The sequence below is a fragment of the Pseudomonas sp. PGPPP4 genome, from assembly GCF_002256045.1.
Lineage (GTDB): Bacteria > Pseudomonadota > Gammaproteobacteria > Pseudomonadales > Pseudomonadaceae > Chryseomonas > Chryseomonas oryzihabitans.
In genome coordinates, this window is record NZ_NKID01000011.1 from 74,042 (window position 1) to 88,285 (window position 14,244).

The following is a 14,244-nucleotide window of genomic DNA, read 5'->3' on the forward strand; positions in this document are numbered from 1 at the left end:
ACAGCCCCCTGCGCGATCCGGACAGCCGCCGGCATGAAAAAAGCCGCCGGGGGGACCCGACGGCTTGCTTGTCAGCGACCCGCGGTCAGCCCACCGAGATGCGCTCCAACGGTACCGGCTTGAGCCGCGGCGTGAGCACATGGATGACCACGATGGCCACCAGGTAGGCACTGCCGGCGACGATGAAGATCGGCTGGTAGGACTTGAAGATCTCCAGGATGTAGCCGTTGTAAGTGGTCATCAGCATGCCGCCGATGGCGCCGGCGGTACCGCCGATGCCGATCACCGAGGCCACGGCTTCCTTGGGGAAGAGATCCGACGGCAGGGTCATCAGGTTGGCCGACCAGGCCTGGTGGGCCGCGGCGGCGAGGCCGATGATGCCCACCACCAGCCACAGGCTGGAGACGAACTGGGCGGTGACGATGGGCACGACCGCTAGGGCGCAAAGTAGCATGGTGGTCTTGCGCGCCAGGTTGGCGCTGCGGCCGAGCTTCATCTGCTTGGACGAGCCCCAGCCACCCATCACCGAGCCGATGTCGGCGAGGATATAGATGGCGATCAGCGGCGGACCGAAGGATTTCAGATTCAGGCCGTAGGTCTTGCCGAGGAAGTCCGGCAGCCAGAACAGGTACAGCCACCAGATCGGATCGGTGAGGAACTTGCCGGCGGCATAGGCCCAGGTCTCGCGGAAGGTCAGCAGCTTGAACCAGGAGATCTTGGCCGCGACGGCCGGCTTGGCCGATACCGGGGAGCCATCGTCGGCCTGGATGTAGGCCAGCTCTTCGCGACTCACCTTGGGGTGCTCATGGGGGCGGCGATAGATCAGCAGCCAGGCGATCAGCCACAGCGCGGTGACCAGACCGATGGAGATGAAGGCCGCGCGCCAGCCCCAGGCCAGGGTGATGGCCGGTACCAGCAAAGGTGTGATGATAGGACCCATGGCGGTGCCGGCGTTGAACAGCCCGGTGGCCTGGGCCCGTTCCTTTTGCGGAAACCATTCCGAGACCGCCTTGAGGCTGGCCGGAAAGCTGCCGGACTCGCCGAAGCCGAGGGTGAAGCGCACCAGCACGAAGTGGGTGACGGTATGGGCGATACCGTGACCGATGCTGGCGATGGTCCAGATGGTGAAGGCCAGGGCATAGCCGATGCGCACCCCGACCTTGTCGATGATGCGGCCAAAGGTCAGGAAGCCGATGGCGTAGGCGCACTGGAACCAGAACACGATCTTGGCGTAGTCGGTCTCCGTCCAGCCCAGGTCCGCCTGCAGCGTGGGCTTGAGGATGCCAATCATCTGGCGGTCGATGTAGTTGATGCCGATGGCGATGAACAACAGGGCGCAGATCAGCCAGCGATAGCGGGTGAAGCGGGAGACTTGCGGGGTAGCGGCGACGGGCGTGTCCTGCGGCCGCAGGGCGGACTCCGTCTCGGGAGTGACCTGGATAGTCATCGAATGGGCTTCCTGACTTGTTGTTATTGACCGGCGTGAACCGGGGTCGTTGGAAAGCTGTTACCAGATATTCATATGACATCGTATGAGTGACTTTGGCAGGTGTCAATCCATCCAAAGCAGAGTGGTCAGACATCTATCAAGGGGCTAGACCCTGGCTATCAGAGCCGGCCTTGGCGTCACGCCAAGCACCCTGACCGGACTCTGAATACTCCCTTGAAGAATCTGTGATGCGCCTAGCACTTTTCTGGCTTTGGCCGTCTAATGCCGGTCTTTGAAGCGAAGCCGTCGCCTCATCTCTTTTCGCCGAGACTGCCGTGCCTGTCGCCGACATCCCCGCCCTGCTGGCGCGCCTTGCCGAGCTGGAGCAAGACAATCAGCAGCTGCGCCAGCAGCTCGACGCCCGCGCCGTGCCTGCGGAAAACAGCGCGACCCTGGCCAGCGAGCGGTACCAGTTCCTGTTCAACGCCATGGATGAGGGCTTCTGCATCATCGAGTTCCTCGACGGGCCTCATGGCCCCTTGAGCGACTACGTCCATGTCGAGGCGAACCCGGCCTATACCGCCCACGCCGGGATTGCCAACATTGTCGGCAAGAAGCTGCGCGAGGTGGTCGGCGACGAGGCCCAGGCCTGGCTCGACCGCTATGGCCACGTGCTGCGCACCGGCGAAGCCATCCGCTTCGAGCAGGAGCTGGTGGCCACGGGGCGCTACCTGGAGCTGACCGCCTTTCGCATCGAGCCGGCCAGCCGCCGCCAGGTCGCCGTGCTGTTCCAGGACATCACCGCGCGCAAGCGCGCCGAAATCGCCTTGCGGCAACTCAACGAAACCCTCGAAGAACGGGTGCAGGCCGCCCTGGCCGCCAACCGCATCCTGGCCAACGTGGTGGACGGTGCCACCGCTCTGATCCAGGTGCTGGATTTCGACTTTCGCTGGCTGGCGATCAACGGTACCGGCGCCGATGTCTTCGAACGCGTGGTGAGTGTCCGCCCCCATATCGGCGGTTCCCTGAGCGAGAACCTCAAGCGGCGTCCCGAGTTGTACGAGGTGATCATCCCGCTGTGGCAACGCGCCTTCGCGGGTGAGACCTTCCGCGAGATCGTCTCGGTGGACGAGGGCTCGACGCAGCGCCATTACGAACTGCAGTTCAGCCCCCTGCACGATGCCGAAGGCCGCTGTATCGGGGCCTATGAGTTCGCCTACGACGTCACCGAGCGCCTCAACGAGCAGGAGCGCATCCGGCTGATGGAAGAAGCCCTGCGCCAGTCGCAGAAGATGGAGGCCGTCGGCCAGCTCACCGGCGGCATCGCCCATGACTTCAACAACCTGCTGACCGGCATCCTCGGCTCGCTGTAGATGCTCGACCTGCGCCTGCGCCAGGGCCGGCTGCAGGACCTCGAGCGCTACACCGGCACCGCCCGCAGCGCCGCCCAGCGCGCCGCCGCCCTGACCCACCGGCTGCTGGCCTTTTCCCGGCGCCAGACCCTGGATCCGCAACCGGTGGCGCTGGAGCAGCTGGTCATCGGCCTGGAAGACCTCATCCAGCGCAGCATAGGTCCGCATATCGCCCTGGAGCGCGAAGCCGATCCCCAGCTCTGGCTGACCCATATCGACGGCCTGCAGCTGGAAAACGCCCTGCTCAACCTCTGCCTCAACGCCCGCGACGCCATGCCCGACGGCGGGCGCATCCGTATCGTCCTGAGCAACGAGCGCCTGGACGCGACCCAGGCCGAGCGCCAGGCACTGCCCGTGGGCGACTTCGTGCGCCTGAGCGTGGGCGATACCGGGAGCGGCATGAGCGACGAGGTCCTCGCCCGGGTATTCGATCCCTTCTTCACCACCAAGCCCATTGGCCAGGGCACCGGCCTGGGACTGTCCATGGTGCATGGCTTCGTACTGCAGTCGGGTGGCGAGATCCGCATCGACTCCGCGCCCGGCGCCGGTACCTGGGTACACCTCTATCTGCCGCGTCATCACCTGGCGCCGCTGACCGACAGCGCCTTGCCGGCCGAACCGGAACCCCACGCCCTGGGTCAGGGCGAGACCATCCTGGTGGTCGACGACGAACCCACCATCCGCACCCTGCTGGTGGAAGTCATGCTCGCCCAGGGCTACCAGGTGCTGGAAGCGGCCGATGCGGCCACCGCCCTGGCCCTGCTCTCGCCCGATACCCCGCTGGACCTGCTGGTCACCGATGTCGGCCTGCCCGGCGCCCTCAACGGCCGCCAGCTGGCCGACGCCCTGCGCGGACTGCGACCGGAGCTGCCGGTGCTGTTCATCACCGGTTATGCGGAAAGCCAGGTCATCGACGACACCCATCTCGAAACCGGCATGCGGGTGCTGACCAAGCCCTTCACCCTGGATACGCTGGAGCGGCGGATCCAGGCGATGCTGCAGCGATCCTGAGTCACGAACGGGCCAGGCACGCCATGATGTCTCTTTGCTATCATCAGCCATCCGCGTCGCTACCCGTGCCCTCGCTCATGGACAAGCTCTCCCTGCTGCACCTCCTGCTGATCTTTACCGCCATCGCCTGCATGGCGCTGCTGGCCTCGCTGATCCGCTAGCGACGTTAAGGTAGCCATAAGCCAGGCGGTGGCAAGCTCTCCTCCATGCCGAAAGGCATCGTAGAAGCTGACATCTGCGCTTTTAGCCCGGGAGGATCCCGGGCTTTTTTTTCGCGCCGACAAAATGCGCAGCAGTCCACGGGTCCGCGTTTTGCCACTCCAGCGCTCTCCGCCGGGCCTGGCATGATGGGGCTCTGGTCCAGGAGGGACAGCCATGATCACCAGGATGCCGTCAGCCCACGCTCAGTCGCTCGCCTTCGATGTCTGCCCCCTGGGCGCCGAGGTCCCGTCGCTGTCCATCGAGATCCTCCAGCTGGGCTTTCTGGCCCTGGATCATCATGGCCAGCTCGACATGAGTCGCGCGCTCAAGCGCCAGTTACGCGAGCGCCTGGTCGAGCAGCTGGATGCTCAGCTGCCCGCGGTCGCGGCCGCCGCGCTGGAGCTGTCCGCCCCGCAGGCGCAGGCCGTGCCCCAACGCCGCAGCCACGGCGGCTGACCGCCCCGCTCAGTCCCGATAGTCCGGTTCCAGCCGCAGCAGCTGGCGCTTCACGCTGTCCAGGTGCAGCCGCGCGCTGTCGGCGTTGCCCTGCAGCATCTGCTGGCAGGCGGCGTGCGCGATGGCCGGTGCCACCGGCTTCAGCGGCCGGCCGCTGGCCATGGCCTTGAGTTGCACCTCGGCGGCGCGCTCCAGGTAGTAGAGGTCGTCCCAGGCCTCGGCGATGCTGGGCCCCAGCACCAGGGGGCCGTGATTCTTCAGCATGACCACCGCCGCGTCCCCCGCCGCCCGGGCGATGCGTTCGCCTTCCGTGGCGTCCAGCGCCAGGCCGTTGTAGTCCTCGTCCACGCTCAGGCGGTCATAGAATTTCAACGCGGTCTGCCCAGCCCAGACGAAGGGCTCGCCCTCCAGCAGGCAGAGCGCCGTGGCATTGGGCATATGGGTATGGAAGGCCGCCCGTGCCCCGGGATTGAGCCGATGCAGCTGGGCGTGGATATAGAAGGCGGTGGCCTCGGGGGCGCCCTCGCCCATGACCACGCCACCGGCGAAGTCGCAGATCAGCAGCGAAGAGGCGGTGACCTCGGCGAAGGCCAGGCCATAGGGATTGACCAGGAACAGCTCGTCGTGGCCGGGCACCACGAAGGAGAAGTGATTGCAGATCCCCTCGCCCAGGCCCAGGCGGGCGGCCATGCGGAAGCAGGCGGCGAGGTCGATGCGGGCCTGGCGGATGGCCGGGGTCTCCAGATCGAGGTGACGGGCAGCGGCGGTGGTGCTCTCGAAGGCGTGGGCCATGGGGTGCTCCTTGGAAAGAGGCCGAGATGCTGCACAAAGGATGCCGCCCCCTGTCATGGCGCTGTCATCATAAAATTGCAGCAATCTCTTGTTACATCTCTGCCATCTTCCTCCCTGCAGAGAGTCTTCCATGGCCTTCCTTCCGACCCGTCTCGCCCGTGCCTGCAGCCTCGCCCTTCTCGCCAGTTCGGCGGTCATGGCCGCGGAACCGGCGCGCAACGTCATTCTCTTCATCCCGGATGGCCTGCGCGCCAACATCGTCGATGCCCAGACCGCGCCGAATCTGGCCCAGCTGCGCCGTGAGGGCGTGAACTTCCAGAACAGCCATTCGCTGTTCCCGACCTTCACCACGCCCAATGCCTCGGCCATGGCCACCGGGCACTACCTGGGCGACACCGGGGATTTCGGTAACACCCTCTACACCGGCTTCCCGGTGCCGGGCGCCAACAACAGCGTCACGCCCTTCCTGGAAAACGACGAGGTGCTGGGCGACGTCGACGAGCATTTCGCCGGCAACTACCTGGACGAGGAGACCCTGCTGGCCGCCGCGCGCCAGGCGGGCCTGTCCACCGCTGCCGTCGGCAAGCTCGGTCCGGTGGCCATCCAGGACGTGACCGCCCGCGATGGCGAGAAGACGGTGATCGTCGACGACTCCACCGGTCACCCCACCGGCATTCCCCTGAGCGCGGCCATGCAGGACGCCCTGAAACAGGCCGGTCTGCCCCTGGAAGCCCCGAGCCGGGGCGCCAACGGCAAGGCCGGCAACGCCACCACGCCGGGCACCCTGAGCGCCAACGTCGAGCAGCAGCGCTACTTCCTCGACGTCACCAACCAGGTGCTGCTGCCGCGCTTCAAGGAGAGTGGCAAACCCTTCGTGCTGGTGTTCTGGTCGCGTGACCCGGACGGCACCCAGCACAACCAGGGCGACAGCCTGGGCAAGGTCACCCCGGGCATCAACGGCCCCACCAGCCTGGCCGCCATCCGCAACGTCGACGCCAACCTCGGCGCCCTGCGCGCCCGGCTCAAGGAGCTGGGCCTGGACGGCAACACCGACATCTTCGTCAGCGCCGACCATGGCTTCTCCACCATCTCCAAGGAGAGCAAGACCAGTCCGGCGGCCAAGGCCAGCTACCCCGACGTGCCCAAGGGGCAGCTGCCGCCTGGCTTCCTCGCCCTGGATCTCGCCGCCGCGCTGAAATTGCCGCTGCTCGATCCAGACGCCAAGGGCGCCGCGGTGGCGATGGACCAGGGCCAGCACCCGAGCAAGGCCAATGGCCTGATCGGCCCGGACGCGGCCAAGCCGGAGGTGGTAGTGGCGGCCAACGGCGGCTCGGACCTGGTCTATCTGCCGCAGGGCGATGCCAAGGCCCTGGCACCCAAGGTGGTCGCGGCGCTGCTCAAGCAGGATTACGTCAGCGGCCTGTTCGTCGACGACGACCTGGGCAAGATCCCCGGCACCCTGCCGCTCTCGGCGATCAACCTCAAGGGCTCGGCGCTCACCCCCTACCCGGCCATCGTGGTCAACTTCCGCTCCTATGACAGCGGCTGCGGCCGGCCCGACGTCTGCGCCGTGGAAGTGGCCGACACCGGGCTGCAGCAGGGCCAGGGCATGCACGGCAGCTTCAGCCGCGGCGACACCCACAACTTCATGGCGGCCATCGGCCCGGACTTCCGCAAGGGCTTCGTCGACCTGAGTCCGGTCAGCAACGCCGACGTCGGCCAGACCCTGGCGCACCTGCTGCACCTGGAGATCCCGGCCAAGGGGCAACTGGTCGGCCGGGTGATCGGCGAGAGTCTGGAAGGCGGCAAGCCGGTCAAGGCCAGCCACCGGGTGCAGCGCTCGGCACCGGCGGCGGGCGGGCTGGTCACCGAACTCAAGACCCAGAACGTCGGCGACACCCGCTACTTCGATGCGGCCGGCTTCAAGGGGCGCTCGGTCGGGCTGTGATCCGCGCCTAGAGGCTGAGGGTGCCGCGGATGCAGTCCTGCACCGCGCCACCCACCCAGATCTGGTCGGCGATGCGGGCTATCCGCACCCGACCGCGCCGGCCCAGCGCTGTGCCCTGGCTGGCCAGATAGCGCTCCGGTGCCAGGCCCGCCGGGATCAGCCACTGCGCCAGGCTGGCGTTGAGGCTGCCGGTGACCGGGTCTTCGGCGAATTCCTCGCCCATCAGGGCACGCACCTCGAATTGCGCCTCGGCCGCGCTGCCCGTCCAGGGGGCGATCAGGCCGACGTTGAGGCCTTCCAGGGCAGCATAATCCGGCCGGATCGCCAGCAATTCCTCACGACTCTCCAGCAGCACCGCCACCCAGCCGGGGCCATTGTCCGCCCATTGGCTGGCCTGGATGCGCTCAGGCGCCAGCCCGGTGCACCGGGCGATGCGTGCCATCACCTCGGACTCCACCGCACCGCCGCGCACCAGCGGCGGCGCGGCAAAGGCCAGCTCCTCCCCGGCGGCGCGGATCGGCACCAGGCCGGCGCCGCATTCCTGGATCACTTCGCCGCCCTTGGGCCGCCCGCCTTCACGCAACCAGACATGGCAGCTGCCCAGGGTCGGATGGCCGGCGAAGGGCAGTTCGCGCTGCGGGGTGAAGATGCGCACCCGGTAGTCCGCTGCCGGATCGGTCGGCTGCAGGAGGAAGGTGGTTTCCGACAGATGGGTCCAGCGCGCCAGGGCGGCCATCTGTTCAGTGGACAACGCATCGGCGCCACAGACTACCGCCAGGGCATTGCCCTCCAGGGGGCGCTGGGCGAAGACATCGACCTGATGAAAGACGAGGGACATGGCGGCGGACTCCTTGGGGCAAAGCGCCGATTGTCCGCGGTCGGGCGCCGGTGGGGCCAGCCACAGCCGGGTCGCTAAATGGCCGTACAGACGGGCGTTACGCGCAGGAGTCGCGTGGAAAACGCTGCGCGGTTTTCCACCCTACGGCATCGTCGCGGGATTCGCCCTCACCCCAACCCTCTCCCCGAGGGAGAGGGGGCGGTTGCGTGCGGGGTTGTTGCCCTGCGTAGGGTGGACAACGGCGCAGCCTTGTCCACGAGCACCACACCCGTAGGTTGGCGCTGAGCGCAGCGAAGCCCAACGGCTGGGCTACCCATCCTCACCCCTGCCCTCTCCCCAAGGGAAAGGGGGCGGTTCCGAGCAGAGGGTTGTTGCCCTGCGTAGGGTGGACAACGGCGCAATCTTGTCCACGAGGCACCACACTCGTAGGTTGGCGCTGAGCGCAGCGAAGCCCAACGCGGGCGCGGCCCCCTCACCCCAGCCCTCTCCCAGAGGGAGAGGGGGAAAACCGAGGCACCTCAACCCCTCACTCCACCGCCGGCCGCGCGAAGATGCGGGTCACGGCATCGAGGTGCGCGGCCATCGCCTGGCGGGCGGCGTCGGGGTCGTGGGCTTCCAGGGCTTCGAGGATGGCCAGGTGCTCCTGCTGGGAGCGGTCGGGCATGTCTTCAGGGGTGTAGCGGCGCTGCAGCAGCTGGAACATGCTGCCGTAGCGATGGCCGAGCAGATGGCGCAGCAGCAGCGCATAGGCCGGATTGCCGCTGGCCTGGGCGATACGGATATGGAACAGCCGGTCGCCGGGATGGGTGGTGGAGCCCAGGCGATTGTCCTCGACGTTGCGCCCATAGGCCGCGCGGATACCGGCCAGATCACTATCGCTGGCGTGCCGGGCGGCCAGGGCAGCAGCTTCCGGCTCCACCAGGCGACGCGCCTGCAGCAGGGCGAAGGGCGGAATCTCGGCGTCCAGGTCCAGCGCCAGGCTCAGCTCCGGATCCATCTCCGCCCACTGGCCGCGCCCGGCCAGCTCCAGCACCGGGGTGTCCGGTGGCGGCGGGGCGCTGGGCGCGCAGACCCGCACGCCGTCGCCGACGCGCACGTCCACCAGGCCGATCACCTCCAGGGCGATCAGCGCCTCGCGTACCGAGGCACGACTCACCCCCAGCTGCTTGGCCAATTCGCGCTCGGCGGGCAGGCAACTGCCCGGCGGATATTCGCCGCCGTCGATGAGGGCGCGCAGCTGGTCGGCGATCTGCCGGTAAAGCCGTGGTTTTTCAATCACCTGAAGGGGCATGGCGGTCTCGTCTCATGCAGGTCGCGCAGTTTGCCGCGAAAAAATCCTTGCCTGAGAGCCTAGCAGGGTCTAAACAATAGGACCAATGGCCTGACCATTGACCGCTGGCGGTCAGGCGACTCACAACAATAATCAGCCAAGAGGTCTCCCGCATGAGTCATGCAGGCAAACGCGTCCTGGTCACCGCCGCCGGCCAGGGGATCGGCCGGGCCACCGCCCTCGCCTTCCATCGCGCCGGTGCCGAGGTCATCGCCACCGACATCAATGCCGCCGCCCTGGACAGCCTCGAAGGGCTGCACACCCGGGTGCTCGACGTCACCGATGCCGCCGCCGTGACCGCCCTGGTCGCCGACTTGGGCAGCCTGGACGTCCTGTTCAACTGCGCCGGCTATGTCCACGCCGGCAGCATCCTCGACTGCGACGAAGACGCCTGGCGCTTCTCCTTCGAACTCAACGCCACCGCCATGTATCTCATGATCCGCGCCGTGCTGCCCGGCATGCTGGCCCAGGGCGGCGGCTGCATCATCAACATGGCCTCGATCGCCTCCAGCCTCAAGGGCGTGGCCAATCGCTGCGCCTATGGCGCCAGCAAGGCGGCGGTGATCGGCCTGACCAAGTCGGTGGCCGCCGACTATGTCGGCCAGGGCATCCGCTGCAACGCCATCTGCCCCGGCACCGTGGATTCCCCCTCGCTGCACCAGCGCATCGCCGACCAGGCCGCCCGCGAAGGCCGCAGCGAAGCCGAGGTGCAGGCCGCCTTCGCCGCCCGCCAGCCGATGGGTCGCGTGGGCCGGCCGGAGGAGATCGCCGCCCTCGCCCTGTATCTTGCCTCCGACGCCGCCGCCTTCGTCACCGGGACCGCCCAGGTGATCGATGGTGGCTGGAGCGTCTGACGCCGTTTTTCGTCCGCACCCTTTTCCCCTCATAGGAGCTCCGATGAAACTCTTGCGCTACGGCCCCCAGGGCCAGGAAAAACCCGGTCTGCTGGATGCTCAGGGCCGGCTTCGCGATCTCTCCGGCCAGGTGGCCGATCTCGCCGGCGAGGCGCTCGGCGCCGAATCCCTGGCCCGGCTGCGTCAGCTGGACCCGAACAGCCTGCCACTGGTGGACGGCACCCCGCGCCTCGGCCCCTGCGTGGGCCGGGTCGGTAAGTTCATCTGCATCGGCCTCAACTACGCCGACCACGCCGCCGAATCCGGCCTGGATGTGCCCAAGGAGCCGGTGGTGTTCAACAAGTGGACCAGCGCCATCTGCGGGCCCAACGACGCCGTGCAGATCCCCCGCGACTCGACCAAGACCGACTGGGAAGTGGAGCTGGGCGTGGTGATCGGCAAGGCCGGGCGCTACATCGACGAGGCCAATGCCCTGGATCACGTGGCCGGCTATTGCGTGGTCAACGACGTCTCCGAGCGCGAGTGGCAACTCGAACGCGGCGGCACCTGGGACAAGGGCAAGGGCTTCGACACCTTCGGCCCGCTCGGCCCCTGGCTGGTGACCGCCGACGAGGTGACCGATCCGCAGAACCTCGACCTCTGGCTGGAGGTCGACGGCCACCGCTACCAGAACGGCAACACCCGCACCATGATCTTCTCGGTGGCCCAGATCATCGCCTACCTCAGCCGCTGCATGAGTCTGCAACCGGGTGACGTCATCTCCACCGGCACGCCGCCGGGCGTGGGCATGGGCGTCAAGCCGCAGTCGGTGTACCTCAAGCCCGGCCAGGAAATGCGCCTGGGCATCCAGGGCCTGGGCGAGCAGCACCAGCGCACCGTCGCCGCCGACTAGGGCAAGCCACCCCCACCCAAACCTGGCAAACCCCCGTGCCCGCTTTTCATCGAGCGGGCACGGGGCCGGGTCAGCTCAGCCCGTGAAAACCCTCGAGGACAGCGCCATGCCAACAACAATTACCGGCCTGCAGATCGAAGACATCCGCTTTCCCACCAGCCAGGCGCTGGATGGCTCCGATGCCATGAATCCGGATCCGGACTACTCCGCCGCCTACGTCATCCTGCAGACCGACCAGCCGGGGCTGGAGGGTCACGGCCTCACCTTCACCATCGGCCGCGGCAACGAGATCTGCTGCGCCGCCCTGCGCGCCCTGGAGCCGCGGGTGCAAGGCCTGACCCTGGAGTGGATCCAGGAAGACCCGGGCCGTTTCTGGCGCCACATCACCGGCGACAGCCAGTTGCGCTGGATCGGTCCGGACAAGGGCGCCATCCACCTCGCCACCGGCGCGGTGGTCAACGCCGCCTGGGACCTCTGGGCGCGCGCCGTGGGCAAGCCGGTGTGGCGCCTGGTGGCGGAGATGAGCCCCGAGGAACTGGTGCGCTGCATCGACTTCCGCTACCTCACCGACTGCATCACCCCCGAGGAAGCCCTGGCCCTGCTGCGCCAGCGCGCCGAAGGCAAGGCCGAGCGCCTGCAGCGCCTGGAAGCCGAGGGCTATCCCTGCTACACCACCTCGGCCGGCTGGCTCGGCTATCCCGACGACAAGCTGCGCCGCCTCTGTCAGGAGGCCATCGACGCCGGCTTCTCCCACATCAAGCTCAAGGTCGGTCGCGATCTCGCCGACGACATCCGCCGGGTGCGCATCGCCCGCGAGGTGATCGGCCCCGAGCGCCACCTGATGATCGACGCCAACCAGGTGTGGGAAGTCGGCGAGGCCATCGACTGGGTGCGCGAACTGGCCTTCGCCCAGCCCTGGTTCATCGAGGAACCCACCAGCCCCGACGACGTGGAGGGCCATCGCGCCATCCGCGAGGCAGTGGCGCCAGTCAAGGTGGCCACCGGCGAGATGTGCCAGAACCGCATCCTTTTCAAGCAATTCATCATGCGCGGCGGCCTGGACGTGGTGCAGCTCGACGCCTGCCGCCTGGGTGGCCTCAACGAGGTGCTGGCGGTGCAGCTGATGGCCGCCAAGTACGACCTGCCGGTCTGCCCCCATGCCGGCGGCGTGGGCCTCTGCGAATACGTGCAGCACCTGGCGATGATCGACTACCTCTGCGTCGCCGGCACCCACGAGGGCCGGGTGGTGGAATACGTCGACCACCTCCACGAACACTTCGAGGACCCCTGCCGGGTGCGCGGCGCCGCCTATCTCGCGCCCCAGGCGCCGGGGTTCTCCATCGCCATCAAGGCCGCCTCCCGGGCGCGGTATCGCCATGCCGGAGGGCAGCCGTCATGAGCCTGCGCCTGGATGCCCACCAACACTTCTGGCGCTATCGGCCGGCCGAATTCGCCTGGATCGACGGGCGCATGCCCGGACTGCAGCGCGATCACCTGCCCGCCGATCTGCAACCGCACCTGCAGCGGGCCGGTTTCGACGGCTGCATCGCCGTCCAGGCGCGCACCCTGGAAGAAGAGACGGACTTTCTGCTCGACCTGGCCGCCCGCACGCCCTGGGTGCAGGCAGTGGTCGGCTGGACCGACCTGCGCGCCGCCGACCTGGTGGCGGGCCTGGAACGGCGCCAGGGCAGTCGCCACCTACGCGGCTTTCGCCATCCGGTGCAGGACGAGGCCGATCCCGGCGCCTGGCTGGCCGATGCCGCCGCCAACCGGGGCGTCGCCACCCTGCAGCGGCATGGCTATCTCTATGAACTGCTGATCCACGCCGAGACCCTGCCCGCCGCCACCGCCTTCGCCGCGCGCCATGACCACGGCGTGCTGGTGCTGGACCACCTGGGCAAGCCGCCGGGCCGGGTCGCGCCCGCCGACTACGCCCGACTGCTGGCGCCCCTGGCACAGCTGCCCCATGTGCATTGCAAGCTGTCCGGGCTGGTCACCGAGGCCGACTGGCAGGGCTGGCAGGCGGAGCAGTTGCTGCCCTATGCGCGCATCGCCCTGGAGGCTTTCGGGCCGCAGCGCCTGCTGTTCGGCTCCGACTGGCCGGTCTGCACCCTGGCCGCCCGCTACGCCGAGGTGGTCGACCTGGCCGAGCAGGCGCTGCTGGATCTCACGCCCGGCGAGCGCGCCGCGGTCTTTGGCGGCAACGCGGCCCGGCTCTACGGGCTGGGCACCCAGCCGCGGGAGGCCGTGGCATGAATCTGCACCTGACCGACAAGGTGTTCCTGGTCAGCGGCGGCGGCTCCGGCATCGGCGCGGCCATCTCCCTGGCCCTGGCGGCCGAGGGCGCCCTCCCGGTGATCCTTGCCCGCGAGCCACTGGAGGCCAGCTTCGCCGCGCAACTGGCCGAACGGCAGCCCAGAGCTCGGGCCTTCACCGTGGAGCTGTGCGACGAAGCCGAATGCGAGCGGACCGTGGCCGCCGTGCAGGACGCCTATGGGCGCATCGATGGACTGGTCAACAATGCCGGGGTCAACGATGGGGTGAGTCTCAGCGCCGGCCGCGCCGCCTTCGTCGCCTCCCTGGAACGCAACCTGGTGCACTACTACCACCTGGCGCACCTCTGCCTGCCGGCGCTGCGCGCCAGCACCGGCGCCATCGTCAACATAGCCTCCAAGACCGCCCTCTCCGGCCAGGGCGACACCAGCGGCTACACCGCGGCCAAGGGCGGTGTGCTGGCCCTGACCCGCGAGTGGGCCGCCTCGCTGCTGGACGACGGCATCCGCGTCAACGCGGTGATTCCCGCGGAGGTCATGACCCCGCTCTACGAACGCTGGCTGCAGGGCTTTCCCGACCCGGCCGCCAAACTCGCCGCCATCACCGCGCGCATCCCCCTCGGCCGCCGCATGACCACCCCGGAGGAGATCGCCGACACCGCGGCCTTCCTGCTCTCGCCACGCTCCAGCCATACCACCGGCCAATGGCTGAGCGTGGATGGCGGCTATCTGCATCTGGATCGGGCGTTGACGTGAGGGAATGAGGCGGAGGAGCAGGAAGGCGCCCTCACCCCAGCCCTCTCCCGGA

12 protein-coding genes and 1 pseudogene are annotated in these 14,244 nt (G+C 68.1%); 9 read left to right on the forward strand and 4 right to left on the reverse strand.

Annotated features, from left to right (window positions below):
- Window positions 1-85 precede the first annotated feature (85 nt).
- Window positions 86-1,447, reverse strand: a complete 1,362-nt coding sequence (locus CFE50_RS18650; protein ID WP_027600118.1) for an MFS transporter — start codon at window positions 1,445-1,447, stop codon at window positions 86-88.
- A 317-nt stretch (window positions 1,448-1,764) separates the two neighbouring features.
- On the opposite strand from CFE50_RS18650, the pseudogene CFE50_RS18655 reads away from it, so the two are divergent.
- The 3 genes and pseudogenes from CFE50_RS18655 (at window position 1,765) to CFE50_RS18665 (ending at window position 4,509) form a co-directional block, all read left to right on the forward strand.
- Window positions 1,765-3,852, forward strand: a pseudogene (locus tag CFE50_RS18655) (PAS domain-containing protein).
- A 26-nt stretch (window positions 3,853-3,878) separates the two neighbouring features.
- A complete protein-coding gene (locus CFE50_RS18660) occupies window positions 3,879-4,013 on the forward strand; it encodes a hypothetical protein (RefSeq protein WP_286736673.1) in 135 nt (44 codons plus the stop codon).
- A gap of 214 nt (window positions 4,014-4,227) precedes the next feature.
- Window positions 4,228-4,509, forward strand: a complete 282-nt coding sequence (locus CFE50_RS18665; RefSeq protein WP_286736674.1) for a hypothetical protein — start codon at window positions 4,228-4,230, stop codon at window positions 4,507-4,509.
- A gap of 9 nt (window positions 4,510-4,518) precedes the next feature.
- Here the strand turns inward: CFE50_RS18665 and CFE50_RS18670 are convergent, their stop codons facing one another.
- Complete coding sequence (locus tag CFE50_RS18670) at window positions 4,519-5,301, reverse strand: aldolase (protein WP_286736675.1); 783 nt, start codon at window positions 5,299-5,301, stop codon at window positions 4,519-4,521.
- A gap of 130 nt (window positions 5,302-5,431) precedes the next feature.
- Here CFE50_RS18670 and CFE50_RS18675 point away from each other — a divergent pair, with 130 nt between their 5' ends.
- Window positions 5,432-7,249, forward strand: a complete 1,818-nt coding sequence (locus tag CFE50_RS18675; RefSeq protein WP_241808016.1) for an alkaline phosphatase family protein — start codon at window positions 5,432-5,434, stop codon at window positions 7,247-7,249.
- A gap of 7 nt (window positions 7,250-7,256) precedes the next feature.
- On the opposite strand, the gene CFE50_RS18680 is transcribed toward CFE50_RS18675, so the two are convergent.
- Both CFE50_RS18680 and CFE50_RS18685 read right to left on the reverse strand, forming a co-directional pair.
- Complete coding sequence (locus tag CFE50_RS18680; protein WP_286736676.1) at window positions 7,257-8,087, reverse strand: PhzF family phenazine biosynthesis protein; 831 nt, start codon at window positions 8,085-8,087, stop codon at window positions 7,257-7,259.
- A gap of 526 nt (window positions 8,088-8,613) precedes the next feature.
- Window positions 8,614-9,378: a FadR/GntR family transcriptional regulator gene (locus CFE50_RS18685; protein WP_286736677.1), complete on the reverse strand. Its 765-nt coding sequence runs from the start codon at window positions 9,376-9,378 to the stop codon at window positions 8,614-8,616.
- Window positions 9,379-9,530: 152 nt separating this feature from the next.
- On the opposite strand from CFE50_RS18685, the gene CFE50_RS18690 reads away from it, so the two are divergent.
- The 5 genes from CFE50_RS18690 to CFE50_RS18710 all read left to right on the forward strand — a co-directional run bounded on the left by CFE50_RS18690 (window position 9,531) and on the right by CFE50_RS18710 (window position 14,192).
- Window positions 9,531-10,271, forward strand: coding sequence for an SDR family oxidoreductase (locus CFE50_RS18690; RefSeq protein WP_286736678.1), 741 nt, complete (start codon window positions 9,531-9,533; stop codon window positions 10,269-10,271).
- 43 nt (window positions 10,272-10,314) lie between these two features.
- Window positions 10,315-11,163, forward strand: coding sequence for an ureidoglycolate lyase (locus CFE50_RS18695; RefSeq protein WP_278896091.1), 849 nt, complete (start codon window positions 10,315-10,317; stop codon window positions 11,161-11,163).
- Window positions 11,164-11,269: 106 nt separating this feature from the next.
- A complete protein-coding gene (locus CFE50_RS18700) occupies window positions 11,270-12,562 on the forward strand; it encodes an L-fuconate dehydratase (RefSeq protein WP_074585514.1) in 1,293 nt (430 codons plus the stop codon).
- Window positions 12,559-13,419: an amidohydrolase family protein gene (locus CFE50_RS18705; RefSeq protein ID WP_286736680.1), complete on the forward strand. Its 861-nt coding sequence runs from the start codon at window positions 12,559-12,561 to the stop codon at window positions 13,417-13,419. The genes CFE50_RS18700 and CFE50_RS18705 overlap by 4 nt, the downstream gene beginning before the upstream one ends.
- A complete protein-coding gene (locus tag CFE50_RS18710) occupies window positions 13,416-14,192 on the forward strand; it encodes an L-fucose dehydrogenase (protein ID WP_286736681.1) in 777 nt (258 codons plus the stop codon). The genes CFE50_RS18705 and CFE50_RS18710 overlap by 4 nt, the downstream gene beginning before the upstream one ends.
- Window positions 14,193-14,244: the final 52 nt, after the last annotated feature.